Origin of the sequence: Geomonas sp. RF6, assembly GCF_021044625.1 — a bacterium.
Taxonomy (GTDB): domain Bacteria; phylum Desulfobacterota; class Desulfuromonadia; order Geobacterales; family Geobacteraceae; genus RF6.
The window spans coordinates 5187782-5212041 of record NZ_CP087999.1 but is presented as its reverse complement, the minus strand read 5'-3'; the positions used below and the strand labels follow the sequence as shown (position 1 = coordinate 5212041).

Annotated in this window: 22 protein-coding genes; 16 read left to right on the top strand and 6 right to left on the bottom strand. The window is 63.2% G+C overall.

What is annotated here, in order from left to right; all coding sequences use genetic code 11:
- Positions 1-292 precede the first annotated feature (292 nt).
- From rfbA to LPW11_RS22100, 12 genes are all read left to right on the top strand, one after another.
- A complete protein-coding gene (rfbA, locus tag LPW11_RS22155; RefSeq protein WP_230996040.1) occupies positions 293-1195 on the top strand; it encodes a glucose-1-phosphate thymidylyltransferase RfbA in 903 nt (300 codons plus the stop codon).
- Positions 1196-1331: 136 nt separating this feature from the next.
- A complete protein-coding gene (mreC, locus tag LPW11_RS22150) occupies positions 1332-2159 on the top strand; it encodes a rod shape-determining protein MreC (protein WP_230996039.1) in 828 nt (275 codons plus the stop codon).
- Positions 2149-2670, top strand: coding sequence for a rod shape-determining protein MreD (gene mreD, locus LPW11_RS22145; RefSeq protein ID WP_442899800.1), 522 nt, complete (start codon positions 2149-2151; stop codon positions 2668-2670). Before mreC ends, mreD begins: the two co-directional genes overlap by 11 nt.
- 41 nt (positions 2671-2711) lie before the next feature.
- Positions 2712-4646 (top strand): penicillin-binding protein 2, encoded by a 1935-nt coding sequence (mrdA, locus tag LPW11_RS22140; RefSeq protein WP_230998342.1) that lies wholly within the window; start codon positions 2712-2714, stop codon positions 4644-4646.
- Positions 4647-4661: 15 nt separating this feature from the next.
- On the top strand, positions 4662-5762 hold the full coding sequence (gene rodA, locus LPW11_RS22135) for a rod shape-determining protein RodA (RefSeq protein WP_230996038.1): 1101 nt from the start codon (positions 4662-4664) through the stop codon (positions 5760-5762).
- Positions 5763-5865: 103 nt separating this feature from the next.
- Complete coding sequence (locus LPW11_RS22130; protein ID WP_230996037.1) at positions 5866-6978, top strand: tRNA-queuosine alpha-mannosyltransferase domain-containing protein; 1113 nt, start codon at positions 5866-5868, stop codon at positions 6976-6978.
- A gap of 484 nt (positions 6979-7462) precedes the next feature.
- Positions 7463-8491 (top strand): AmmeMemoRadiSam system radical SAM enzyme, encoded by a 1029-nt coding sequence (gene amrS, locus LPW11_RS22125; RefSeq protein ID WP_230996036.1) that lies wholly within the window; start codon positions 7463-7465, stop codon positions 8489-8491.
- 101 nt (positions 8492-8592) lie between these two features.
- On the top strand, positions 8593-9240 hold the full coding sequence (locus tag LPW11_RS22120) for a lysophospholipid acyltransferase family protein (protein ID WP_230996035.1): 648 nt from the start codon (positions 8593-8595) through the stop codon (positions 9238-9240).
- A complete protein-coding gene (gene rnhA, locus LPW11_RS22115) occupies positions 9230-9691 on the top strand; it encodes a ribonuclease HI (RefSeq protein ID WP_230996034.1) in 462 nt (153 codons plus the stop codon). Before LPW11_RS22120 ends, rnhA begins: the two co-directional genes overlap by 11 nt.
- A 27-nt stretch (positions 9692-9718) precedes the next feature.
- Entirely contained in the window at positions 9719-10015 is a 297-nt protein-coding gene (locus LPW11_RS22110) for an HNH endonuclease (RefSeq protein ID WP_230996033.1), read from the top strand.
- Positions 10016-10101: 86 nt separating this feature from the next.
- Positions 10102-10731, top strand: coding sequence for an HAD family hydrolase (locus tag LPW11_RS22105; RefSeq protein ID WP_230996032.1), 630 nt, complete (start codon positions 10102-10104; stop codon positions 10729-10731).
- 105 nt (positions 10732-10836) lie between these two features.
- Positions 10837-11289, top strand: coding sequence for a hypothetical protein (locus LPW11_RS22100; RefSeq protein ID WP_230996031.1), 453 nt, complete (start codon positions 10837-10839; stop codon positions 11287-11289).
- Positions 11290-11292: 3 nt separating this feature from the next.
- On the opposite strand, the gene pfkA is transcribed toward LPW11_RS22100, so the two are convergent.
- The 4 genes from pfkA to LPW11_RS22080 all read right to left on the bottom strand — a co-directional run bounded on the left by pfkA (position 11293) and on the right by LPW11_RS22080 (position 17202).
- Positions 11293-12252, bottom strand: a complete 960-nt coding sequence (gene pfkA, locus LPW11_RS22095; protein ID WP_230996030.1) for a 6-phosphofructokinase — start codon at positions 12250-12252, stop codon at positions 11293-11295.
- 118 nt (positions 12253-12370) lie between these two features.
- Positions 12371-12973 carry a hypothetical protein gene (locus tag LPW11_RS22090; RefSeq protein ID WP_230996029.1) on the bottom strand — a complete coding sequence of 201 codons (603 nt, stop codon included), beginning with the start codon at positions 12971-12973 and terminating at the stop codon, positions 12371-12373.
- A gap of 426 nt (positions 12974-13399) precedes the next feature.
- A complete protein-coding gene (locus LPW11_RS22085; protein WP_230996028.1) occupies positions 13400-14707 on the bottom strand; it encodes a replication-associated recombination protein A in 1308 nt (435 codons plus the stop codon).
- Positions 14707-17202, bottom strand: coding sequence for a glycogen/starch/alpha-glucan phosphorylase (locus LPW11_RS22080; RefSeq protein ID WP_230996027.1), 2496 nt, complete (start codon positions 17200-17202; stop codon positions 14707-14709). The genes LPW11_RS22085 and LPW11_RS22080 overlap by 1 nt, the downstream gene beginning before the upstream one ends.
- A gap of 143 nt (positions 17203-17345) precedes the next feature.
- Here LPW11_RS22080 and LPW11_RS22075 point away from each other — a divergent pair, with 143 nt between their 5' ends.
- The 4 genes from LPW11_RS22075 to LPW11_RS22060 all read left to right on the top strand — a co-directional run bounded on the left by LPW11_RS22075 (position 17346) and on the right by LPW11_RS22060 (position 21799).
- The gene (locus LPW11_RS22075) at positions 17346-18209 is read left to right on the top strand and encodes an NAD(+)/NADH kinase (RefSeq protein ID WP_230998341.1); all 864 of its coding nucleotides are present in this window, start codon (positions 17346-17348) and stop codon (positions 18207-18209) included.
- Positions 18210-18272: 63 nt separating this feature from the next.
- Positions 18273-19940, top strand: coding sequence for a DNA repair protein RecN (gene recN / locus LPW11_RS22070; protein WP_230996026.1), 1668 nt, complete (start codon positions 18273-18275; stop codon positions 19938-19940).
- Entirely contained in the window at positions 19930-20382 is a 453-nt protein-coding gene (locus LPW11_RS22065) for an N-acetyltransferase (RefSeq protein ID WP_230996025.1), read from the top strand. The genes recN and LPW11_RS22065 overlap by 11 nt, the downstream gene beginning before the upstream one ends.
- Before the next feature lie 67 nt (positions 20383-20449).
- On the top strand, positions 20450-21799 hold the full coding sequence (locus tag LPW11_RS22060; RefSeq protein ID WP_230996024.1) for a TldD/PmbA family protein: 1350 nt from the start codon (positions 20450-20452) through the stop codon (positions 21797-21799).
- A gap of 465 nt (positions 21800-22264) precedes the next feature.
- On the opposite strand, the gene LPW11_RS22055 is transcribed toward LPW11_RS22060, so the two are convergent.
- Together LPW11_RS22055 and LPW11_RS22050 are read right to left on the bottom strand one after the other, a co-directional pair.
- Positions 22265-23251, bottom strand: a complete 987-nt coding sequence (locus tag LPW11_RS22055; protein WP_230996023.1) for an ABC transporter ATP-binding protein — start codon at positions 23249-23251, stop codon at positions 22265-22267.
- The gene (locus tag LPW11_RS22050) at positions 23248-24210 is read right to left on the bottom strand and encodes an ABC transporter ATP-binding protein (protein WP_230996022.1); all 963 of its coding nucleotides are present in this window, start codon (positions 24208-24210) and stop codon (positions 23248-23250) included. The genes LPW11_RS22055 and LPW11_RS22050 overlap by 4 nt, the downstream gene beginning before the upstream one ends.
- Positions 24211-24260 lie beyond the last annotated feature (50 nt).

Genomic DNA, 24260 nt, shown 5'->3' with positions numbered 1-24260 from the left:
CTCGGGGGGAGTGCATGGGCCTTCTTGCTGCGGCGACGATAGCACCTGCAAAAGGTCGCTGTCCACCCATTTCCGCCTTGGCCGAGCGGGGGGCGCAGGGGGAAGGGGGGATGAAAAAGGTACGGGACGGAACACTCTTCAAATTATTCCGTGATCCTGATATATTGTGGTGCTGGAGTTGTTGTACTCCGGCAAGAAAAGTTCCCCTTCCGCCAGTCTTAATTACTGTTTGACGCGCTACCCCCCTTGTGATAGAAAAAACCTTTTCGTGAAAACTTATCGAGAGGGCCTAATGTCCGGAATCAAGAAAGGGATTCTGCTCGCCGGTGGCGCCGGGAGCAGACTCTACCCCCTGACCCTGGTAGCAAGCAAGCAGCTTCAGCCGGTCTACGACAAGCCGATGATCTACTACCCGCTGGCGACTTTAATGATGGCGGGCATAGCCGAGATCCTCATCATCTCCACCCCGCAAGATACCCCGCGCTTTCAGGCCCTTCTGGGAGATGGCTCCCGCTGGGGAATCAAGCTGACCTACGCGGTGCAGCCTGAGCCGAAAGGGATCGCGCAGGCCTTCCTCATCGGTGAGGAGTTCATCAACGGCGACCCGGTCTGCCTTATCCTCGGGGACAATATCTTCTACGGGAAGATGGAGCTGGACCGTCTGGTCGGCAACTTCACCTCCGGTGCGGAGATCTTCGGCTACTATGTGCAGGATCCGGAGCGCTACGGCGTGGTGGAGTTTGACGGCGACGGCGTCGTCCTGAGCATCGAGGAGAAGCCGGCACATCCGAAGTCCAACTACGCGATCCCCGGTCTCTACCTCTTCGACAGCAAGGTAGTGCCGATCGCGAAGGCGCTGAAGCCGTCGGCCCGCGGCGAGCTGGAGATCACGGACATAAACAGGGAATACCAGCAGCGCGGCGAGCTCCTGGTGCACAAGCTCGGCCGCGGCATCGCCTGGCTCGACACCGGCACCCACCAGAGCCTCCTTGAGGCCTCGCACTTCATCGGGACGCTGGAGGCACGGCAGGGGCTGAAGATCGGGTGCCTGGAAGAGCTTGCACTGAGGATGGGGTACCTGGACTGCAAGGGGATGGAGGCCGCGATTGCCGCCACACCCCCCTCGAGTTACCGCGAGTACCTGGTCCGGGTGTACAATGAAGCCGGCCTCTGCGGCAGCGGACCGAAGGTATAGCGCACCGGAGCGACCCCTGCAGCCGCCAGCTTCACCGGTCGCTCTGCACCTCCGGGGGCGCTCGGTTCAGCTCCTTCCACATTTACCTATGCCATGAGACAGGGGGCCACGAGCCCCCTTCACTCTTTTAAAAGATATGCGAGAGCTGTTCACCCGATTCAGACGACATCTGGTCGCCGCCCTGTTCCTCCTGGTGGCTTTCCTCACTTACGCCCTCAATCTGAAGAACCGGGATCACGCCAATCCCCTCGAGCGCGGGGTGCTCGGCCTCGTGTCGCCGCTGGCGGCGGGGAGCGCCGCGCTGAGCCGCGTGACGGGCGGGGTGTGGGACGACTACGTGAACCTCGTGGACGTCAGGCGCGAGAACCAGCTCCTCAAGGCGAACCTGAAGCGGCTGAACGAGCAGGTGGTGGCGGCGCGGGAGGCGACGGCGGCGAACGCCCGCCTGAAGGAACTCCTGGGGCTGAAGACCTCCCTCAACATCCCTTCCGTCGCCGTCTCCGTCATCGGCGAGGACAGCTCCGCCTGGTTCAAAACGCTCGTAGTCGACCGCGGCTCCCTGGACGGGCTCGTCGAGGGGATGCCGGTCGTTGCCTCCGGCGGCGTCGTCGGGAGACTGGTGAAGGTCGGGCCGGCGAGCTCGCGCGTCCTTCTTCTTACCGATCACGCGAGCGCCATCGCCGCCGTCATCCAGCGCTCCCGCGCCCGCGGCGTCGTGCGCGGCACCGGGGGGGGACGCTGCTCCATGGAATTTACGGTGCGCGACGAGGACGTGAAACTCGGCGACAGCGTCGTCACCTCCGGCATCGGCGGGGTATTCCCCCCGGGGCTCCCCCTCGGGGAGGTCACCATGGTGAAGAAGGGGGAGTACGGGGTATTCCAGACCATCGAGGTGCAACCGAAGGTCAACATCGCACGGATCGAGGAGATGCTGGTGCTGCTCAGGCCCCCTAATGCTGAATAAGAAGAGCATCCTGAAAACACCGATGGCGCGCTACTGCATGGTCACCGTGGCCTTCACGGCGGCGCTCATCCTGCAACTCACCGTGCTGCCGGCGTACCTCATGGACCCCTTCCAGCCGAACTTCATCATCATCCTGGTGGTGTACCTGGGGCTCAAGAGGCCGCAGCGTTTCTCCCCTCCGGCGGCCTTCACCCTCGGCCTCCTGCAGGACAGCTTCAGCGGGATCTACCTCGGCCTGCACGCCTTCTCCTATCTGTGCATCTACTTCCTGCTGGCGAAGCTCTCGGACCGTCTCTACACCGACAACCGCTTCCTCCTCGTCCTGACGGTCTTTCTGGCGACGGTCCTGAGCGGCCTCCTGTGCCTGCTCCTTTTGGCCGCCTTCTCGGTGTCGAACGGGATCTACAGCTCGATCCTTCCCGCCATCATCCCGCAGGCTCTCGTCAACGCACTGGTGGCGTCCCTTATCTTCTACCTGCCGCACGGTGCGGCAGAGGAGGAAACACAGTGAAGTTCAGAGGCATCCCGGAGGAAGACGGCTCGAGAAGGCTCATGTGGCTTTCCATGGGCGCGTTTTTCATGTTCTTCCTCCTTCTGGCCCGGCTCTGGTACCTGCAGGTCATCGCTACCGCGGACCTGCAGAACCAGTCGGAAAATAACAGGCTGAGGTTCGTGCCGGTGGCGGCGCCGCGCGGTGCGATACTGGACCGAAACGGCAAGGTCCTTGTCTCCAACACCCCTTCCTTCAGCGTCGCGGTCATCCCGAAGGACGTGAAGGACAAGGTGCAGCTGGTAGGTAACCTCTCTCGCTATCTCGGGGTCGACGAGCAGGAGATCCTCGACAAATGGCGCAAGAGCGAGGGGAGGGCGAAGTACTACCCTCTCGTTGTCGCCTCCAACATCACGCGCGACCAGCTGGAGTTCCTGGAGGAGAACCGGCTCGCCCTCTCCGGGGTGAACATCGAGATGAAGCCGGTGCGCGCCTACGCCAACGGTCTGCTCGCTTCGCACCTCCTGGGGTACATTGGGGAGATCTCCGAGGACGAGCTCACCAACGAGAACTTCAAGGAGTACAATCCCGGCGACTACATCGGTAAAAGCGGCATCGAAAGGGCCTGGGAGCGCTCCCTGCACGGCGTCGACGGAGGGCGCCAGATCGAGGTCGACGCGCGCGGGCGCTTCCTGCGCACGGTGGAGGAGACGAACTCCGCCGTCGGCAACAGCATCGTTCTCACCCTCGATCTCGACGTGCAGAAAGCCGCCGAGGAGGCTCTCGGGGAGAGTGCCGGCGCGGCAGTCGCCATGGACGTGAGGACCGGCGAGATCCTCGCTTTTGCCAGCACCCCGGGATACGACCCGACCCTCTTCGCCGGCCGCATGCCGAAGGACAAGTGGAAGGAATACCTGGAAGACAAGAGGCGCCCCCTGGAGAACAAGGCGCTGAAGGGGCTTTATCCCCCCGGGTCGACCTTCAAGATCGTCACCGCCATCGCGGGGCTGGAGGAGGGGCTGATCGACGAACATTCGGCGGTGAGCTGCCCCGGCTACTACAAGTTCGGCAACGCGACCTTCCGCTGCTGGGACAAGAGGGGGCACGGGCATGTGGAGCTCAGGAAGGCGCTGCGGGAGTCGTGCGACGTCTACTTTTACAAGCTGGCGGAACGCCTCGGGGTGGACCGCATAGCGAAATATGCGAAGCTTCTGGGACTCGGGGCGCCGGTCGGGGTGGGGCTGGAGAAGGAAAAGAGCGGCGTCATCCCCACCCAGGAGTGGAAGCTGAAGCGCTACGGCAAGAAGTGGTTTCAGGGTGAGACCCTCTCGGTCGGGATCGGGCAGGGATACGTGCTGACCACCCCGTTGCAGCTCATGTCCATGATGAGCGCAGTAGCCGCCGACGGCGTGCGCTACCAGCCGCACCTCGTGAAGCGTATCGTCGACTCCGAGGGGAAGGCCCTGCAGGAATTCGCTCCGAAGGTGGTGGGACAGTCCGGGATCAAGCCGCAGAACCTGCGCCTGGTGAAGGAAGGGCTGTGGGCCGTTGTGAACGAGGCGCACGGCACTGGCGCCATGGCGCGCCTTGCCGAGGTGCAGGTGGCAGGGAAGACCGGATCGGCCCAGGTGGTGAAGCAGAAGACGAGGGGGGGCTCGCTCGCCTACGAGTTCCGTGACCATGCACTTTTCGTGGCCTTTGCACCGTACCAGAACCCGGAGATCGCCGTTTCCGTGGTAGTCGAGCACGGCGAGCACGGCGGGAGCGCCGCGGCTCCGGTTGCCGGAAAAATCCTCAGGGCCTACTTCGAGAGCAAAGGGGTCATCAAGAAGCCGGTTCCTAAGCGCTCCACCGTGCCGGAAGGGGAACAGCCGGGAGAGGGGGACCAGCCGGCGCTGGAAAAGCCGGGGTCGGTCGATGCGAAGGCTCCGGCGATCAACGTACCGAAAGAGGCGCTGCCGGGGCGGTCGGTGCCTGTCGTCAAGGCGGACCAGTAGCGGTCAGGGGTATTCATGTTTGATAGAAGGCTATTTACCAACTTTGACTGGACCCTCCTGGTCCTGGTGCTCGTGATCTGCGGTGCCGGCGTGGTGAACATCTACAGCGCCTCCCACTCCTACCGGGAGATCGGGACGCCGTTCTTCGTGAAGCAGATCTACTGGATCTCCGCCGGCTTCGGCCTGTGCCTTACCATGTGCAGTCTCGACTACCACATGCTCGAGGACTTTGCGTACTGGCTGTACGGAGGGGTCCTCGGCCTGCTGTTGCTGGTCCTTGTCGCGGGGAAGACTTCCATGGGGGCGACCCGCTGGATCCACCTCGGATTTTTCAGCATCCAGCCTTCCGAGCCGATGAAGATCGTCATCATCATGACCTTCGCCCGGTTCTTCAGCCGGCAGCAGGTCTTCAAGGGGCTGGGGCTCAAGGATCTGGCGCTCCCGCTGGCCATACTGGGAGTCCCCGCGCTCCTCATCATGAAGCAGCCCGACCTCGGGACCGCCATGCTCGTCTCCCTCATCGGGGGGACGATGCTTCTCTATGTGGGGGTGCGCTGGTCCGCGCTCGGCTCCCTCGTCGCCGCCGCCGTCCCCCTTTTCTGGGTCGGCTGGCACTACTACCTGCACGACTACCAGAAAGACCGGGTGTACAACTTCCTCAATCCGGACCTCGACCCGCAGGGGAGCGGCTACCACATCATCCAGAGCAAGATCGCCGTCGGCTCCGGCGCGACCTTCGGCAAGGGGTACCTGCACGGCACCCAGTCGCAGCTGCGCTTTCTGCCGGAGCAGCACACCGACTTCGCCTTCTCCGTCTTTGCCGAGGAGTGGGGGTTCGTCGGCTGCCTGGTCATGCTTCTCCTCTACCTCTTCCTCGTGCTGTGGGGGCTGGGGATAGCAAAGAGGTGCAATGACCGCTTCGGTTCCCTCATGGCAGTCGGCGTCTCCGCCATGCTCTTCTGGCACATCGTCATCAACATGGGGATGGTGATCGGTCTCTTCCCGGTCGTCGGCGTTCCGCTCCCCTTCTTCTCCTACGGCGGCACCTCCATGGTCACCTCCATGGTCGGCGTCGGGATACTCTTGAACATAAGCATGCGCCGCTTCATGTTCTGATAGCGGAAGTACCACCGACACGCCCTCGGCCGGCGAAGGAGCGGTAGGTTCCCCTGGCTTACACCGTGGCCCGGGGCAGACGCAGCAAAGGAGTCTGGACTCAGTGCACATAACCCTGCTCGAGCCGTATTGCACCGGTTCTCACGCCGCCTGGGCCCGGGAGTACGCGCAGCACAGCCGCTTCGAGGTGGAGCTTCTCACCCTTCCCGGAAGGAACTGGAAGTGGCGCATGCACGGCGGCGCGCTGGAACTCGCCTCCCGCTTTCTCGCCAGCGGCAGGCGCCCCGACCTCCTGCTCGCCACCGACATGCTCGACCTCACCACCTTCCTGGCCCTCACCAGGAGTGCGACCGCCGGCTGCCGCTGTGCCCTCTACTTCCACGAAAACCAGCTCACCTATCCATGGTCCCCCGGCGACAGCGACCCCGCGGAAAAGAGGGACCTGCACTACGCATTCATCAACTACGCGAGCGCCCTTGCCGCCGATGCGGTCCTTTTCAACTCGGACTACCACAGGGACTCATTCCTGCAGGCACTTCCCCCCTTTCTGAAGGCCTTTCCGGACTGCAGGGACCTTTCATCGGTCGATGCCATCGCGCGGAAGAGTTCCGTACTCCATCTGGGACTCGACCTGGCGGGGCTGGACGCGCTGCGACCGATGCAGCGGGAGGATGGAGTGGCTCCGCTCATCCTCTGGAACCACCGCTGGGAGTACGACAAGGACCCTGACGCCTTCTTCGCAGCCCTCTTCACGCTCGCGGAGGAGGGGGTCCCCTTCCGGGTGGCGGTAGTCGGGGAGTCTTTCGGGAGATCCCCCGGGATCTTCCAGGAGGCCCGGCGCCGCCTTGGAGAGCGGGTGGTGCACTGGGGGTATGCGGAGAGTTTTGCCGACTATGCCGGGTGGTTGTGGAAGGCGGACATCCTCCCGGTGACCTCGCGGCAGGAATTCTTCGGTGCGAGCGTCGTGCAGGCCCTTTACTGCGACTGCACCCCTCTCCTGCCGCGCCGGCTCTCTTACCCCGAGCACGTTCCGGCGGAGGCGGTCCCGCTATGTCTCTACGACGAGGGGGAATCGCTGGTGGACCGCCTGAGGGGGCTCTTGCTCGGGGCGGAGGAAAAGACGGTCCTCAGAGAGCATGTGATGCGGTACGACTGGAGCATTCTCGCTCCCGCATATGACCTGTTCTTTGAAAAGCTCGCGCGCGGCGGGGAGTAAGCCATTTTGAGCCCGTGCAGGCTCGATTGGTCAGCCGGCCGCAGCTGGTCGCTACAAAGAATCCGGGTGCCCCCGCGCTGGAGCGTAGGCATCTTGCCTGCGATGGCGGCGCAGCCGCCACAGACCGCGCGGCTGGCGCCGCGGCTACAGGCTGGGAAGCCTGTGCTCCAGCGCGGCGCCACCAGCGTCCCCTCCTGTCAGAGAGCGGATACAGTTCCTTTAGCAGAGCAGGAGCTCAGGCGTCCCCTCCCTTTCAAGGGGAGGGACAGGGTGGGGATGGGTTGAAAGGGGAGGGTCGCACTGCCGACAGCTTAGCTTAAATCTGGTGACCGGAAGTGGCACAAAACCCCGTACCCGCAACTGAGGGATACACGTTTTTTTCAATGTTTTCGCGGCTTATCGCTGGAAAATCCCGCCGAAGATGCTAAGGTTGAACCCGGTGCGTAGCTGGCGCCACTGTCACCTGGAGGGAGGACCTGTCCGGATGAAAGAGGCCATGTTCTACGAGAAGCTGGAGGAGTCGAAGGTCCGCTGCGGTCTGTGCCGCTTCCGCTGCCTCATCACCTCAGGACAGCGCGGCCATTGCCGGGTGCGGGAAAACCGCGACGGCACGCTCTACTCCCTGGTCTACCGCCGCGCAGTGGCGGAGCAGGTGGACCCCATCCAAAAGAAGCCCCTCTTTCACCTCCTTCCCGGCACCACCAGTTATTCAGTCTCGACCGTCGGGTGCAACTTCCGCTGCCTGCACTGCCAGAATTACGGCATCGCCCAGCCATACCCCCCCGATGTGGAAGGCTCCGGACACGACCTCTCCCCTGAGGAGATAGTGAAGCGGGCGGTCGACGCCGGGTGCCGCTCCATCGCCTATACCTACACGGAGCCGACCATCTTCTATGAGTATGCCTACGACACCGCAGTCCTTGCCAAGGAGGCGGGGCTGAAGAACGTTTTCGTCACCAACGGCTACATCGAGGAAGAACCGCTGAAACGGATCGCTCCCTATCTCGATGCCGCCAACATCGACCTCAAGGGGTTCACCGAGCGCTTCTACCGCGAGACGGTGCAGGCCTCGCTCGACGAGGTGCTGGAGTGCATCAGGCACTACAAGAAGCTGGGGATCTGGATTGAGCTCACCACCCTGGTGATCCCGGGGCGCAACGACGACGATGAGCAGCTGCAGGGGATCGCCCGCTTCATCGCCGACGAGCTCGGCCCCTCCACGCCGTGGCACGTGACCCGCTTCTCGCCGCGCTACAAGATGAGCGACCTCCCTCCGACCCCTACCGAAAGTCTCCGCGCCGCCGTCAGTACCGGCGTCTATGCCGGGCTTCACTACGTGTACCAGGGAAACGTCCCGGGGGAGGGGGGGGGAAATACCTACTGTCCCGGCTGCGGCGCCCTCCTCATCAGGAGATACGGCTACCTCGTGGAGAAGAACCTCCTGTCCACCGGGTGCTGCCCGTCGTGCGACTCCCGCATCGAAGGTGTCTGGGACGGCGCCTCGGAGAGCTGAGCTCCCGTCCCCGGTAGAGCCGCGGGAAACGGGTTGCCCGCCGCGCGTCATTCATGCTATAAACCGATAACCGTAGCCATTTCCCTCCCGAAGAGGTCTTCTTGAAGGTTTCACTGCTGCGCCGTTTCTGGGTCACCTTCTCCGCCCGCGTAATCGGCGTCTATGCCGCAAGAGTAAACCGTTTCCGCGTCTCCGGGGCCGACAACATCCCGAAATCCGGCGGCGTCCTCATTGCCAGCAACCACATCTCCGCCTACGATACCGTTTTTCTCCCCTGGGCCGTGCTGCGCAACCACCCCATGCAGATGATCTGGGCTCCGGCGAAGGAAGAGCTCTTCCGAAACCGGCTCATGGGGGCCGTGTACTCCTCCTGGGGCGCCTTCCCTGTCCGCCGCGGCAGGGACATCCGCGCCGGGAACAGGATCAAGGAGCTCCTCGTCGACCACAAGGTCATGCTCTTTCCGGAGGGGACGAGGCACAAGGACGGGCAGCTCGGGAAGGGTAACCGCGGCGTCGGGAAGATCATCTATGACTCGAAGCCGGTTGTCGTTCCCGCCGCCATCAGCGGAGTGAACCACTGGCCCTTCCCCGCCTTCGGGGCACAGGGGAGCGTCGCCTTCGGAAAGCCGTTGAACTTCGACGACCTTTACCTCCTCCCCGACTGCAAGGAGACGCACCAGATGATCGTGGACCGCGTCATGGGAGAGATAGCAACACTGCTTGGCAGGGAGATTTCGGATGCACGTTGAAATATTCTGTGACGGTGCCTGCAGCGGTAACCCCGGAGTAGGGGGGTACGGCTCCATCCTGCGCTGTGGAGAGAAGGAAAAGGAGATCTCCGGCGGCGAGGAGTTGACCACCAACAACAGGATGGAACTGACCGCGGCCATAAAGGGGCTGGAGGCGCTGAACCGGCCGTGCGAAGTGACGATTACCACCGATTCGCAGTACCTTGTGAAGGGGATGACGGAATGGCTTCCCGGATGGGTGCGGCGGGGGTGGGTGAACAGCAAGAAGGAGCCGGTGCTGAACCGCGACCTCTGGGAGCGCCTGATGGAGCTTTGCAACCAGCACAAGGTGCGCTGGGTCTGGGTGCGCGGCCACAACGGGCACGACGAGAACGAACGCTGCGACGAGCTCGCCCGCTGCGCCATCGACACCGTGCGCAGAAGTGCCGCCACGAAGCTTCGCGCCCGGTGACAGCCGGATCGGTATAGAAGGTAGAGAGTGGATTACTTCATAATCGAGGTTTCAGAGCAGGAGATAAAGCGGGAGCGTGAGAAGGCCCGGGAGCTCAGGAAAACCCAGTGGTGGAAGAACCGGATTGCCAGGGGATCGTGTCACTGGTGCGGCGGGACCTTTCCCGCAGGGGAGCTCTCCATGGACCACATCGTCCCGGTCATCCGCGGCGGGAAGAGCACCCGTGGCAACGTGGTCCCCTGCTGCAAGGAATGCAACAACAAGAAGAAGCACATGCTTCCCATCGAGTGGGAAGAGTACCTGAAAAACAACGCTTCCGGCTGAGCCGGTGCAGTTAAAAAGGGGACAGGCCACTTTCTTTTCAGAGATAAAAGTAGCCTGTCCCCTTTTCTTGAGATCCCGGAGGATCTGTGCGGGACCAGATAAAGGCTGTGATTTACGATTGCGACGGGGTGATGTTCGACTCCTTCGAGGCCAACTTCGCCTTCTACAGTGAGATTCTGCAGCAGTTCGGAAAGCCGCCCCTCGACCGGAACGATCTGGAAACGATGACGGTGCTGCATACCTACTGCAGTCGCGACGTTCTCGACCACCTCTTCCGCGGCGATGACGCGCGCGTTCCCCAGGCGCTGCAGTACGCCGCGAGCATCAACTACATGAAGCTCCTCCCCCTCATGCGCATGGAGGAGGGGCTGCGCGAGACGCTGGAGGCGCTGAAGGGGAGTGTGGAGCTCGCCATCTGCACCAACCGGGCAAGCTCGATGGAGGCGCTTCTCGGGATCTTCGGGCTGGACGGGTACTTCAGCTGCGTCATGACCGCCGCGCGCGTCACCAACCCGAAGCCCCATCCGGAGCCCCTCTTCAAGGTGCTGGAGCATTACGCGCTGGAACCTGCCGAGGCGCTCTTTGTCGGCGACTCCGATCTTGATCGTCGCGCCGCCGACTCGGCCGGTGTCCCCTTTGTGGCGTACCGGGGGGCGATACCCGCGCTGGCGAGAATAGACCGGCATCTGGACCTCCTTCCACTGCTGGGAAGGTAGCAACGCAGTGCTCGTGCCGGCTGCTGCTTCGCCAGCAGATTTCATCCGGCGCACTGCACATTGTGCGATATAGTGATGAAACGGCTGTGCAGGAGGGGGAGCGGAATGGATAGTGCTATTGCTGCCGAGGGGGAGAGGTTGTTTGACGGGGCGGTCGCTGCTCTGGCGATCGGGGAGACCCCCGCGGCTTTGGCGAAGCTGGAGCGTGCGCTCAAACTGAAGGATGACCGGTCCTGGTATTCGTACCTCGGTTACTGTATAGCGAAGGAACGCGGGCAGGTGAAGCGGGGGATGGATCTTTGCAATGCCTCGCTGGAAGCTGATGCAGGAAACCCGGCGCACTTCCTGAACATGGCCAAAATCCACCTTCTCGCCGGAAGCAAGGTGGAGGCGCTGACGGCGCTGCGTAACGGCATGTCCGTCGGCGGCAACGACGAGATCAAGGCCCTCCTGAACAAGATCGGAACCCGGAAGCCCCCCGTGATCGCCAAGCTTCCCCGCAGCCACCCGCTGAACAGGTACCTCGGGCTTCTGCGGGACAGGCTGGGGATGCGCTAGCCGCTACACCCCGAGTATCGCGGCAAGGCCGAAGAGCTCGTCCTGCTGCCTCTTCTCGCTCACCACCACGCTCTCCAGCGGGGTAGCTACTATCTCGCTGCAATTGAGTCCCACCATCTTGCCGCGCTCCCCCGCAAGGAGGAGCTTCGCGGCCACGTTTCCAAGGCGGCTGCCGATCATCCTGTCGAAATACGACGGTGCCCCCCCCCGCTGATAGTGGCCGAGGACGGTGACCCTCGTCTCGAAGCCGATGGCGTCCTTTATCGTCTCCGCTATGTTCTCCGCCTTGCCCGCCCCCTCCGCCATGAGGATGATGGCGTTGCTGCGCCCCTCCTCGTAGCGGTGGCGCAGCTGGTTGCAAAGCTCTGCCAGATCGACCTCCACCTCCGGGATGATGGCGTACTCCGCACCGGTGGCGATCGCCGCCATCGTGGCGAGGTAGCCGGAATTTCTCCCCATGACCTCTATGACGAAGGCGCGGTCGTGCGAGCTTGCCGTGTCCTTTATGCAGTCGACCGCGTAGATTATGTTGTTGAGCGCCGTGTCCACCCCGAGCGCCATGTCTGTGAAGGGGATGTCGTTGTCAATGCTCGCCGGGATACCGATCACAGGCACCCCCAGCCGGTGCAGGGCGAGGGCGCCCTTGAGCGACCCGTCCCCGCCGATGATGACGAGCCCTTCCACTCCGATCTCACGGATGCGCCGGACCGCCTTTTCCCGTCCGGCCTCCGTGCGGAATTCATCGCTCCTGGCCGACTGCAGGAAGGTGCCGCCGCGGTGCAGGATCCCCGCCACCTCCTTCGATCCCATTTCCAGGTGATCCCCCTTCAGAACCCCGAGGTACCCCTTGCGGAAGCCGACCACCTGGACCCCCATGCCGAGGGCGGTGCGGGTGGCGCTCCTGATGGCGGCGTTCATACCGGAACAGTCACCGCCGCTGGTCACAATGCCTATTCTTTTCATTTCTACTCCCGAGGTTGGTGAAGGTGTTAGAAATGCTGGCAAAACAAGGCCTTGGTTGAATATAGCATCACCGGTGGAATTTTCAAACGCGCCTACTGCGGGGCATGTTCCCGTAACGCTACCTTCTGGTGAGGGCCTCCAGGTCGCGGGTCAGACCGTGGTACACGGAATCGGAAGGGATGGAGCCGGCGACACCCCTGAGCAGGAGCCGGTCGGAGACGGTGGTGCCGAGCGTTTCTATCGTCATCCTTACAGGGAAGAGGCACTTGAAGCTCAAGTAGTCGAAGAGATCGCCGAGAAAGCCGATCCGGTCTTCGGCCTTTATCTCCAGGTAGATACTGCCGCCATGCCGCGCCGGCGGCTCCAGCCGGAAGTCCTTCAGCTCGATTCCCTTCCCCTTGTGATGCGCGCGGAGCTCCTTTTGCGCCAGCGCCACGTAGTCGATGCCGAACGGTTGCTCCCCCGGGGAGGTGCAGGTTATCTCCAGCGAGGAGTGCCACACGTGGGAGCTGTCGCGTTCCGCCTCGCCCCTCACGATGCTGATGCCGTGTTGCGCCAGCCCGGAGGCGAGCCTCCCGGCCCAACCGGTGGTGAGGTACCCTCTGAGGGTGAGGGAGTAGCTGTTGGGGCGTAGCCGGACGCGTTCGAGGCGTGAATGGGCTTCGCCGTGCATGAGGGGGGTGGTGCTCTCGAGGGGGCATGATGATTGTGCTGACGGCATTTTCTCTCCTTTTGTGACGGCTATGTCACATGTCGGTGCCCTTGCGGTGATCTTTGGCGCCCCCTCGCGGAGACGGTGTCGGGAAAGATCGGGCTTTTCGGACGCAAACCTTTAACCCGTTGTTAGCGCCGCTGCGACACTAGCACTTCGCATGCCAGCTACGCGGGGCGTATAAAATGCGCGTGAGGTGTGCACTCTCGAGCCAGGGGGGTGGTGGGGGCTTCTGCATCCGTGCCGAATAAAATAGCGGATGCCCGTTTGTCAGGCAGGTGATGACGCGGAGGGATTCTCGAGGGGGGGGCAGCGCAGTGCGCGGCGGGGGGGGGGGTGAATCGGGGAGGCGCGGCGTTGGGGATCGGAGAGAGCGTGAAGGAAGATCGCCAGCTCCTTCGTGGAGCCGGAGGAGCTGGCGTTCCCGCCTTCTTCCTATTCCTTCTCGGGCTTTTCCCCTTTAAGCCATGCCATCCGCTCCCTGATGCTCTTCTCGTAGCCGTGACCGGCGGGGTCGTAGAACTTCCTGCCGGAGAGCTGCTCCGGAAGATAGCTCTGGGGGACGTACCCGCCGTAGTCGTGGGGGTAGCGATACCCCTTGCCGTAGTCGAGCTCCTTCATGAGGCGGGTCGGGGCGTTCCGGATATGCATCGGGACCGGGAGCCCGCCGCTCTTGCGCACCTCGGCGAGCGCCTCGTCTATCCCCAGGTACGACGCGTTCGACTTGGGCGCCGTGGCAAGATAAGTCACCGCCTGGGCGAGGATGATCCTTCCCTCCGGAAGCCCCACCAGCTGGAACCCCTGCAGCGCGGTGACCGCCATCTGCAGCCCACGCGGGTCGGCGTTCCCCACGTCCTCGGAGGCAAAGATCACCATGCGTCGCAGGATGAAGATGGGATCCTCCCCCGCCTCCAGCATCCGGGCGAGCCAGTACAGCGCCGCGTCCGGGTCGCTGCCGCGCAAGGACTTTATGAAGGCGGAGATGACGTTATAGTGCTCCTCCCCCCCCTTGTCATACAGAAGGGGTTTTTTCTGCACCGCCTCCCGGGCCAGATCCAGTGTTATCGTCCCTTCCCGTGCCAGCCGCGAGGCGGTCTCCAGCGTGTTCAGCGCTACCCGCGCGTCCCCCCCTGCCTGCTCCGCGATGAAGGCGAGCGCGTCGGGGTCCGCAGCGAGACCGAGTTCCCCCAGGCCGCGCTCCGTGTCTTCCAGCGCACGCGACAGGATCGACACCACTTCCTCCGCCGTGAGCGGTTGCAGCACGAGGACCTTGCAGCGTGAGAGGAGGGGGGCGATGACCTCGAAGGAGGGGTTTTCCGTCGTGGCGCCGATGATGGTGAAGGTCCCCTGCTCGACGTAGGGGAGAAAGGCGTCCTGCTGGCTCTTGTTGAAGCGGTGGATCTCGTCCACGAAGAGGATGGTGCGCCGCCCGTGGTAGCGCAGCGTATCCTGCGCCTCCTTCACGACTTCACGGATCTCCTTTATGCCGGACATGATGGCGGAGAAGAAGATGAAGTGCGACTCGGTGGCGTTGGCGATGATGCGGGCGAGGGTCGTCTTCCCGCTGCCGGGGGGGCCCCAGAAGATGAGGGAGGTGAGCCGGTCCGTCTCGATGAGGCGGCGCAGCAGGCGCCCCTCCCCCAAAAGGTGGGTCTGGCCAAGGTATTCGGAGATGGTACGGGGGCGCATCCTCTCTGCCAGAGGAGCGGCCTGGGCGCTCTGCGCGCTGAAAAGATCCGTCATCAGCGCCTCTGTTGCCGGTCGACCACTGGTCGCACATCCACCGGCTTGATCCCCCATATCTCTCTGGCGTACTCGTCGATGGTGCGGTCGCTGGAAAAGAGCCCCATCCCTGCCGTGTTGAGGATGGCGCGCCGTGCCCACTCCGCCTGGTCGCGGAAGACCTGCGCCACCTCCTGATGGCAGGCGACGTAGGAGGCGTAGTCTGCGAGGAGCATGTAGTTGTCACCCTGGTTCAGCAGCGATTCGATGATGGGACGAAAGAGATCGGGGGCGCCGGGGGAGAAGAATCCCGAGGAGATGAGATCGAGCGTCTTCTTGAGCTCCGGGTTGGCGTTGTAGTAGTCGCGCGGGTTGTAGCCGCGCCGTTTCAGGTCGCTGACCTCGTCGGCGGTGAGGCCGAAGATGAAGATGTTGTCGCGGCCGACCTCCTCCATGATCTCGATGTTCGCGCCGTCGAGCGTCCCGATGGTGAGGGCGCCGTTCAGGGCGAACTTCATGTTTCCGGTGCCGGAGGCTTCGGTCCCGGCGGTGGAGATCTGCTCGGAGAGGTCGGAGGCGGGGAAGATCTTCTCCGCCAGCGAGACGCTGTAGTTGGAGAGGAAGACTACCTTCAGGCGGTCCGCCACGTCCGGGTCCTTGTTCACCACGGCGGCGACGCCGTTTATGAGGCGGATCACCAGCTTCGCTATGAAATAGGCGGGCGCCGCCTTCCCGCCGAAGATGAAGGTGCGCGGCACGATGTCGAGCGACGGGTTCTCCTTCAGGCGGTTGTACAGCGTGATGATGTGCAGCACGTTCAAAAGCTGCCTCTTGTACTCGTGGATCCTCTTTACCTGGCAGTCGAAGAGGGAGTCGGGGTCGACGGTGACGCCGTTGTGCTTCAGGATGTAGGCGGCAAGACCCTCCTTGTTGCTCCTTTTCACCTGCTGCCAGCGCTCCACAAACGCGGCATCGGTGGAGAAGTCCCTCAGTCTGTCGAGCTTGTACAGGTCCTTTGTCCAGCCGTCGCCGATGTAGTCGGTAATAAGCTGCGACAGGAGGGGGTTCGCCATCTTCAGCCAGCGCCGCTGGGTGATGCCGTTTGTCTTGTTGTTGAAGCGCTCCGGGTACATCTCGTAGAAGTCCCTGAAGAGGTCGTTTTTCAGGATCTCCGTGTGCAGCTTCGCGACGCCGTTCACCGAGTGGCTCCCCACGATGGCGAGGTGCGCCATCCTGATCTTCCGCTCCCAGTGCTCCTCCACGATCGACATGCGCGCTAGGCGCGCCGGGTCGTCCGGGAAGCGGGAACGGACTTCCTTGATGAAGCGCTCGTTGATCTCGTAGATGATCTGCAGGTGGCGCGGCAGGATCTGCTCGAAGAACCATACCGGCCACTGCTCCAGCGCTTCCGGCAGGATGGTGTGGTTGGTGTAGGCGAAGGTCTTCCTGGTGATCTCCCAGGCATCCTCCCACTCCAGATCCTCGATGTCGAGAAGGACGCGCATGAGCTCCGGGATCGCCAGGGTAGGGTGGGTGTCGTTCAGCTGGATCGCCGCCTTCTCCGGCAGAAGGCTCATATCCTTGTGCTTCTTCTTGAAGCGGTAGATCACGTCGTGGATCGTGGCGGAGGCGAGGAAGTACTCCTGCTTGAAGCGCAGCTCCTTCCCCTCGATGACGTTGTCCGCGGGGTAGAGGACCTTGGAGATCGTCTCCGTCTGCATCTTCTTTTCCACGGCACGGATGTAGTTCCCCTCGTTGAAGAACTTGAGGTCGAACTCGCGGCTCGACTTCGCGCTCCAGAGCCGGAGCGTGTTCACGTTGTGGGTGTCGTATCCGGGAATCGGCGTGTCGTACGCCATGGCCATGACGTCTTCGGTGTCGATCCACTCGCGCACGAGCTTCCCGTTCTTGTTTATGGTGGTGATGACGCGCCCGTAGAACTTTACGGTGTGCAGGTGCTCCTGGCGGTCGAGCTCCCAGGGGTTGCGGTAGCGCAGCCAGTTGTCCGGTATCTCCACCTGGGCGCCGTCGACTATGTTCTGTCGGAAGATCCCGTACTCGTAGCGGATGCCGTAGCCGTAGGCGGGAAAGCCCATGGTGGCGAGGGAGTCGATGAAGCAGGCGGCAAGTCGCCCCAGGCCACCGTTGCCGAGCCCTGCGTCCTGCTCCTGTCCCAGAATCTCGTCGAAATCGTGGCCAAGGGAGGAGAGGGCTTCGCGAAAGTCATCCATGATCCCGAGGTTGATGAGGGCGTTACCCAGGGTGCGCCCCATGAGGAACTCCATGGAGAGATAGTACACCCTCTTGTTGTCGAGGTTATAGTAAGCCTGCTGCGTGTCGAGCCAGCGCTCCACCAGGTGGTCGCGGACCGCGTAGGCGAGGGCGTTAAAGCTGTCGTACTTCGTCGCGGAGTACTTGTCCTTCCCGAGGGTATACTCCAAGTGTTCCAGGAAGGACTTGATGATGACCATCACCTTGTCCAGCTGGTCATTAACGCCGAATTCCTCATCTGTCATGAGTGCACCTTGTGTTGTGAGGGATAGGCCGCGGGGTGAATCTGCGGGCCTTCAGCGGGGAAATGTTTCGAAGACTTTACCATGGACATGATACAGTATCTATGCTAGTAAATCCAAGTTTACATTGCAAGTAAAGGGTCATGATGAAAAAAACAGCCATTTTCGCGAAGGTGCATGACCCCCGCTGTCTCGTTGTCGCCGAGGACCTGATTCGCTGGTTCCGGGCCCGGGAAATCACCCCTCTGGTACAGGAGCATCTCGCGTGCCGGCTCTCCCAGCCGGAGCTCGCGGTGTGCCTCTCCGGTGAGCAGATAGCAGAGGCCGCGGACCTCGTCCTCGTCCTCGGAGGGGACGGCACCCTGATCTCCGCCGCCCGCCACGTCGGGGGGCGCGAGGTGCCGATACTGGGGGTGAACCTCGGCAGCCTGGGGTTTCTGACGGAGATCCCCCTTTCGGAAATGTACCCGGCGCTGGAACGCTGCCTGAGCGGCGACTTCGAGGTCTCCGAGCGGATGATGCTCCAGGTCTCCCTGGAGCGGCAGGGGCGCGAGATAGAGCTGCATCGGGTCCTCAATGACGTGGTCATCAACAAAGGGGCGCTGGCGCGCATCATTGACATGGAGACGGTGGTCGACGGGCAGTACCTCACCACCTTCAAGGCGGACGGGCTGATCGTATCGACCCCCACCGGCTCCACCGGCTACTCACTTTCGGCGAACGGCCCGATCATCCACCCGGACCTCGAGTGCGTCTCCCTGACCCCGATCTGTCCCCATACCCTCACGAACCGCCCCCTGGTAATGTCCGGGGACGTGACGATCGGCATCACCCTCAAGTCGACCCACGAGGACGTCTTTCTCACCCTCGACGGCCAGACCGGGGTGCGCCTCGTCTGCGGCGACCTCCTGCAGATCCGCAAGGCGCAGCAGCGCACGAGGCTGGTGCGCTCCACCAGCAAGGATTACTACGAGGTGCTGCGCACGAAACTCAAATGGGGGGAACGCTAGAGGCGTCCTGCCTTCGCCCCGTTCCTTTCCTTCACCTATCCCAATAAACATCTCGAGAGACTCATGCTACGAGAGCTAAACATCAGAAACCTCGCCATTATCGAGCAGCTCCATGTGGAGTTCCACGGTGGTCTGAACATCCTCACCGGCGAAACCGGTGCCGGCAAGTCGATCATCATCGATGCGGTGAACCTTATCCTCGGCGGCCGCGCGAGCTCCGATCTGATCCGCTCCGGCTCCGACGAGGCGAGCGTGGAGGCGCTCTTTGACCTCTCCGAGCGCCCGGACTTGCTGTCGCGGGTCGCCGAGCTGGGGATCGACTGCGACAGCGAGCTCCTGGTGCGCCGCGTCGTCTCCCGCGGCGGCAAGAACCGCGTCTTCATCGGCGGCGGGCTCGGCACCACCTCCATGCTGTCGGAGCTTTCCCGCGCCCTGATCAACATATCGGGGCAGCACGAGTCGCAGACCCTCATGAAGAGCGACCGGCATCTGCACCTGCTGGACGGTTTCGCCGGGCTCCTGCCGCAGCGGACGGCGTACGCCGCACTTTTCGAGGAATACTGCGCGGTGAAGGGAAAGATCGCGGAGCTTGACGAGGGTGAGCGCGAAGCCGCCCGCCGGCTCGATCTCCTCTCCTTCCAATCGGAGGAGATAGGGGGCGCGAAGCTTTCAGTCGGTGAAGAGGAGGAACTGGAGGCGGAGCGCAGGCTCCTCGTGCACGGCGAGAAGCTCCTCACCTTGACCACCCAGGCCTTCGACGCGCTCTACGGCGGGGACGGAGCGCTCATCGGCGCCCTCTCCCGGATCAGGCAGGGGGTGGCGGAGGCAAACGCTATCGACGCGAAGCTCGCTCCGGCGGCGGAAGCGCTGGAAGGGGCACTCGCCCAGCTGGAGGATGCTTCCCTTACCTTGCGCGATTACGCGGCGGGGGTGGAATCGGACCCGGAGCGCCTCGCGAGTCTGGAGGACCGGCTCGACCTTCTGCACCGCCTCAAGAAGAAATACGGCGACACGGTCGCGGAGATCCTCGCCTACAAGGAAGGGATCGACATTGAGCTGGAGGAGCTCTCGTCGCGGGAGGAGTCGCGCGGGAAGCTCGATGCCCGGCTGGAGGAGCTTGCGACGCTCATCTCCAAAAAAGGGGTGGAGCTCGGGAAGGGGCGCCGCGCCGCCGCACAGAAGCTTAAGAGCGGGATGGAGCGGGAGCTTTCGGATCTCGCCATGCCGCACGCGGTCTTCGAGACAGCCTTCGAGGAGTGCCCGGAGCCGCGCGGCTACGGTCTGGAGCGGGCGGAGTTTCTCTTTTCCCCGAACCCGGGGGAGCCGCCGAAGCCCCTTGCGAAGACCGCGTCGGGGGGGGAGCTCTCCCGCATCCTCCTGGCGCTGAAGCAGCTTCACCCGGAGAGCGAGGTGCCGACTCTCATCTTTGACGAGGTCGATACCGGGATGGGAGGGGCGACCTCGGCGCTCGTCGGTGCGAAGCTGAAGAAGGTTGCAGCAATGCAGCAGGTCCTCGCCATCACCCATCTCCCCCAGGTGGCGGCGCGCGCCGATCAGCACCTGCGGGTGGAGAAAGTGGTGCAGGACGGGCGAACCACAACCGCGGTGACTCCTCTTCTCGGGGAGGAGCGGGTGACTGAAGTGGCCCGGATGCTGGGGGCTGCGCGGGTGACGGAGAAGACACGGGAGCATGCAAGGGAAATGATTGAGGAGGCAGTTCATGGTGCGTAAGGCTAAAATCGAGGACGTGAAGGAAATACAGAAGCTTCTGACACGGTACGCCAGCCGCGGCGAGATGCTGTCGCGCTCCCTCTCCGAGCTTTACGAGGCGCTGCGCGACTTCTACGTCTTCGAGGAAAACGGGCAGATTCTGGGGGTCTCCGCGCTGCACATCGTCTGGGACGACCTCGCCGAAGTGCGCTCCGTCGCCGTGGTGGAGGACGCAGGGAGGCGCGGCATAGGGCGGACCGTCGTCAGCGCCTGCATAGACGAGGCGCGGGAGCTCGGACTGAAGAGGGTTTTTTGCCTCACCTACAAGCCCGACTTCTTCGGGAGGCTCGACTTCCACATCGTGGATAAAAGCCAGCTGCCGCACAAGGTTTGGGGTGACTGCATCAAGTGCGTGAAGTTCCCCGACTGCGATGAAATTGCCATGATTCTGGATCTGCAGTAACAGCACGATTCTTCTGGAGAGCGCCCCGGCGTAATATGGGTGCCGGGACGTAGCAATGAGGTCAATCATGGAAAAGGATCTGGCGCAGCACGCGGACGCGGTGGAAGCCATCTTGAAGGAGCGGCTGCTGGACAACTACGAGATCGTGGTGAGCTCCAGCAGGGATCTTTCGGTGGAGGCGCGCGGCGGGAAGGTGGACGCCTTCAAGTGCGCGGAACCGTGCGGGGTGGCCGTGCGCATCCAGAAGGGGGAGGGGCTCGGCTTCTCCTTCTCCACGAGCCTCGAACCGGAGGCGCTGGCCGGGATGGTGGAAGGTGCGCTCGTGGCGGCCGCCATGCAGACCCCTGACCCCAACTACGGCCTGCCGCTCCCCTCCCCGTGCCAGGAGATTCCGGGACTGTACGATGAGACGCTCGGTGCGGTGCCCGAGGAGGAAAAGGTCGGGCGGGCCCTTGAGCTTGAGCGCCTTGCGCTCGCCTGCGACCCGCGGGTGAAGCGGGTGCGCAAGTGCAGCTACTCTGAGTCGACCTACCGGATGCTGATCCGCAACTCCCTCGGAGTCTCCTGCGGCTACCTGGGGAGCTACGTCGCCTGCAGCGTCTCGGCGGTGGCTGAAGAGGGGGGGGACGCGCAGATAGGGTGGGATTTCGACTTCTCCAACCGCTACGCCGACCTGCAGCTCGAGCTTGTCGCCGGGCGCGCCTGCCGGAAGGCTACGTCGCTTCTCGGCGCGCGCGGCCTCTCCTCCATGCGCTGCCCCGTCGTCTTCGACAACCGGATCGCCACCGATATGCTGGAGCTCCTTTCCGGATCCTTTCTGGGGGAGAACGTGGCGAAGGGGAAATCGCTTCTAGCGGGGAAGAGGGGGGAGCGGGTCCTTTCCCCTCTCATCACCGTGCGGGACAACGGGATCCTTCCCGGCGGAATGGGGACTGCGCCGTGCGACGGCGAGGGTGTGCCGCAGCAGGACACCGTGCTCGTCCACGACGGCGTGCTGGAGGGGTATCTCTTTGACACTTACTGGGGGCGGAAGATGGGGGAGCGCTCCACCGGGAATGCGGTGCGCGGCGGGATCAAGGGCGCGCCGCGCCTTGCTCCGCACAACCTGTACATCGAAAAAGGGACGGCCTCCCTGGAAGACCTCATCGCAGGGGTCGAGCGCGGCGTTCTGGTTACCGAGGTGATGGGGATGCACACGGCCAATCCGATCTCGGGAGATTTCTCTGTCGGAGCGGCAGGTTTTTATCTCGAAGGGGGGAAGGTGGTGCATCCGGTGAAGGGGATCGCCATCGCCGGGAACATCCTGGAGCTCTTTTCCGCTGTGGATCTTGTGGCTGACGACCTGCGCTTTTTCGGCTCCGGCGGCTCGCCGTCACTGCGGGTGGCGGTGCTCGATGTCAGCGGGTCGGAGAAGTAGAGAAACGGAAACCGGATCGTCCGCAGATTACGCAGATTTTCGCAGATTACCATTTCGTAAATTGAACAAATTCCCCGCCCCCGCGGGGTTTTTTTTCTTCTTCACGGAATTCCACAGAAGTTTGCGTGATGTTTTTCACGAAGGTTCATCAGGGGATTCCGGGAGAGCTTGTGTTCTTTTAATCCGCCGCCCCTGTGTGCCTTTAGCAGGGCAGGAGCTCAGGCGTCCCCTCCCTTTCAAGGGGAGGGACAGGGTGGGGATGGGGTAGAGGTTCGCCGCCCCGGACCCCATCCCCCTCCTGTCCTCCCCCTTGAAAGGGGAGGGACGCGCTGCCGACGGCTTGCTCTCATCATCTCCTCACCGGGAGGGGACGCTAGTGGCGCCGCGCCGGAGCAGAGCGCCCCGGAGGGGAGCTGGATGGAAGTGCTCACGGTCTGCGACAGCGTCAAATGGTGGGGCGGGGGATCACTTCTCCTCTTTCCTGTATATCTCCATGCTGAAATGACACGCCGCGCGATGGCCAGGCTCCTTTTCCAGGAGTTCCGGGCGCTCCTTCGTGCATGCCTCCTGCGCGTACGGGCAGCGGGTGTGGAAGGGGCAGCCTGCGGGGGGATCGAGGGGGGAGGGGAGGTCGCCGCGGGTGACGATCTTCCGCTTTCTCTTCTCCGGGTCTACTTCCGGCACCGCGGAGACGAGCGCCTCGGTGTACGGCATGAGGTAGCGCCCGAGCACCTGGTCGCGGCTGCCGCTCTCCACGATCCGCCCGAGATACATGACGGCGACCCGGTCGCTCAGGTGCCGCAGCACGGAGAGATCGTGGGTGATGAAAAGAAGCGACAGCCCGAGCTCCTGCTTCACTTCCTGCAGGAGGTTTATGATCTGCGCCTGGATGGAGATGTCCAGCGCAGAGACCGGCTCGTCGGCGACTATGATCTTCGGTGAGACGGCGAGTGCCCGCGCGATCCCTATCCTCTGGCGCTGCCCTCCGGAAAACTCGTGCGGGAAGCGTCCGAGCTGCTCCTCGGCGAGGCCGACCCGCCTCATGAGATAGGCCACCCGCTCCTGTCTCTCGCGGGCATCCCCCAGCCCATGGATGATCAGCGGCTCCTCCAGGATCTGCGCGACGCGCATGCGCGGGTTCAAGGAGGAAAAGGGGTCCTGGAAGATCATCTGCACGTCCTTCCGGAAGAGTCCCATCCCCTTCTTGTCGAGTTCCGCGAGGGAGCGCCCCTGGTACATCACCTTTCCCGCGGTGGGGGGGGTGAGGCCGGTGAGAAGCCGCGCTACCGTCGACTTGCCGCACCCCGATTCCCCGGCAAGACCCAAGGTTTCCCCCGGATATATCTCCAGGTCGACCCCCGCCACCGCACGCAGCAGGCGCTTCTCGGCAAACGCCCCTGCGCGGACCGGAAATTCCTTTACCAGCTCCTGTGCCTGGATAAGTGGTGTCATGGCGCCTTGAGGCAGCGCACCATATGCCCCCCTCCTGCGTCGTGGGTTTCCGGATCTTCTATGAGGCAGCTGTCGCCGCACAAGGGACACCTCTCCTTGAAGGGGCAGCCGGTGCTTTCCCCCACGAGGTTCGGGAGCCCCCCCTTGATGACCTGAAGGGGCGCCCCCGGCTCCGCCGTCTGCGGCAGGCAGGCAAGGAGCCCGCGGGTGTAGGGATGCAGCGGACGCCGGAAGAGCTCCGCGGTCTCCGCGCTCTCTACGATCCTCCCGGCATACATGATGGCGGTGCGGTGCGCACGCTCCGCCACGATGCCGAGGTCGTGGGTGATGAGGATCAACCCCATCTCCCGCTCTTCCTTCAGCCGGTCCATGAGCTCCAGAATCTGCGCCTGGATCGTCACGTCGAGAGCGGTGGTCGGCTCGTCGGCGATGATGAGCTCCGGCTCGCACGCCAGCGCCATGGCGATCATGACGCGCTGGCGCATGCCGCCGCTCATCTGGTGGGGGTAGTCGCGGTAGCGCTCCGCCGCGGCGGGAATCCCCACCTGGGTAAGTACCCGGACCGCCTGGGCTGCAGCCTCCTTCTTCCCCACCCCCTTGTGCAGACGCACCCCCTCGGCCACCTGCTCGCCGATAGTGAGGACGGGATTTAAAGAGGTCATGGGGTCCTGGAAGATCATGGCGATGCGGTTCCCCCTGATTGCACGCATCTCGTCTTCTTTCAGTGACAGGAGATCAGTTCCCTTGAAGCGGATCGATCCGGAGACGATGCGCCCGGGAGGGGAAACGAGGCGCATGATGGAGGCTGCGGTGACGCTCTTGCCGCACCCCGACTCGCCGACAAGCGCAAGGGTCTCGCCGCTGGAAAGGGTCAGGCTGACGCGGTCTACGGCCTTCAGGGTGCCGCCGGGTAGGGCGAAATGGGTGGAGAGGTCGGATATTTCCAGGAGAGGTTGCACGGATGCCTCGGAGTGCTTCTGTGACTCGGGCGTAGCCCTCTGGGACCGGT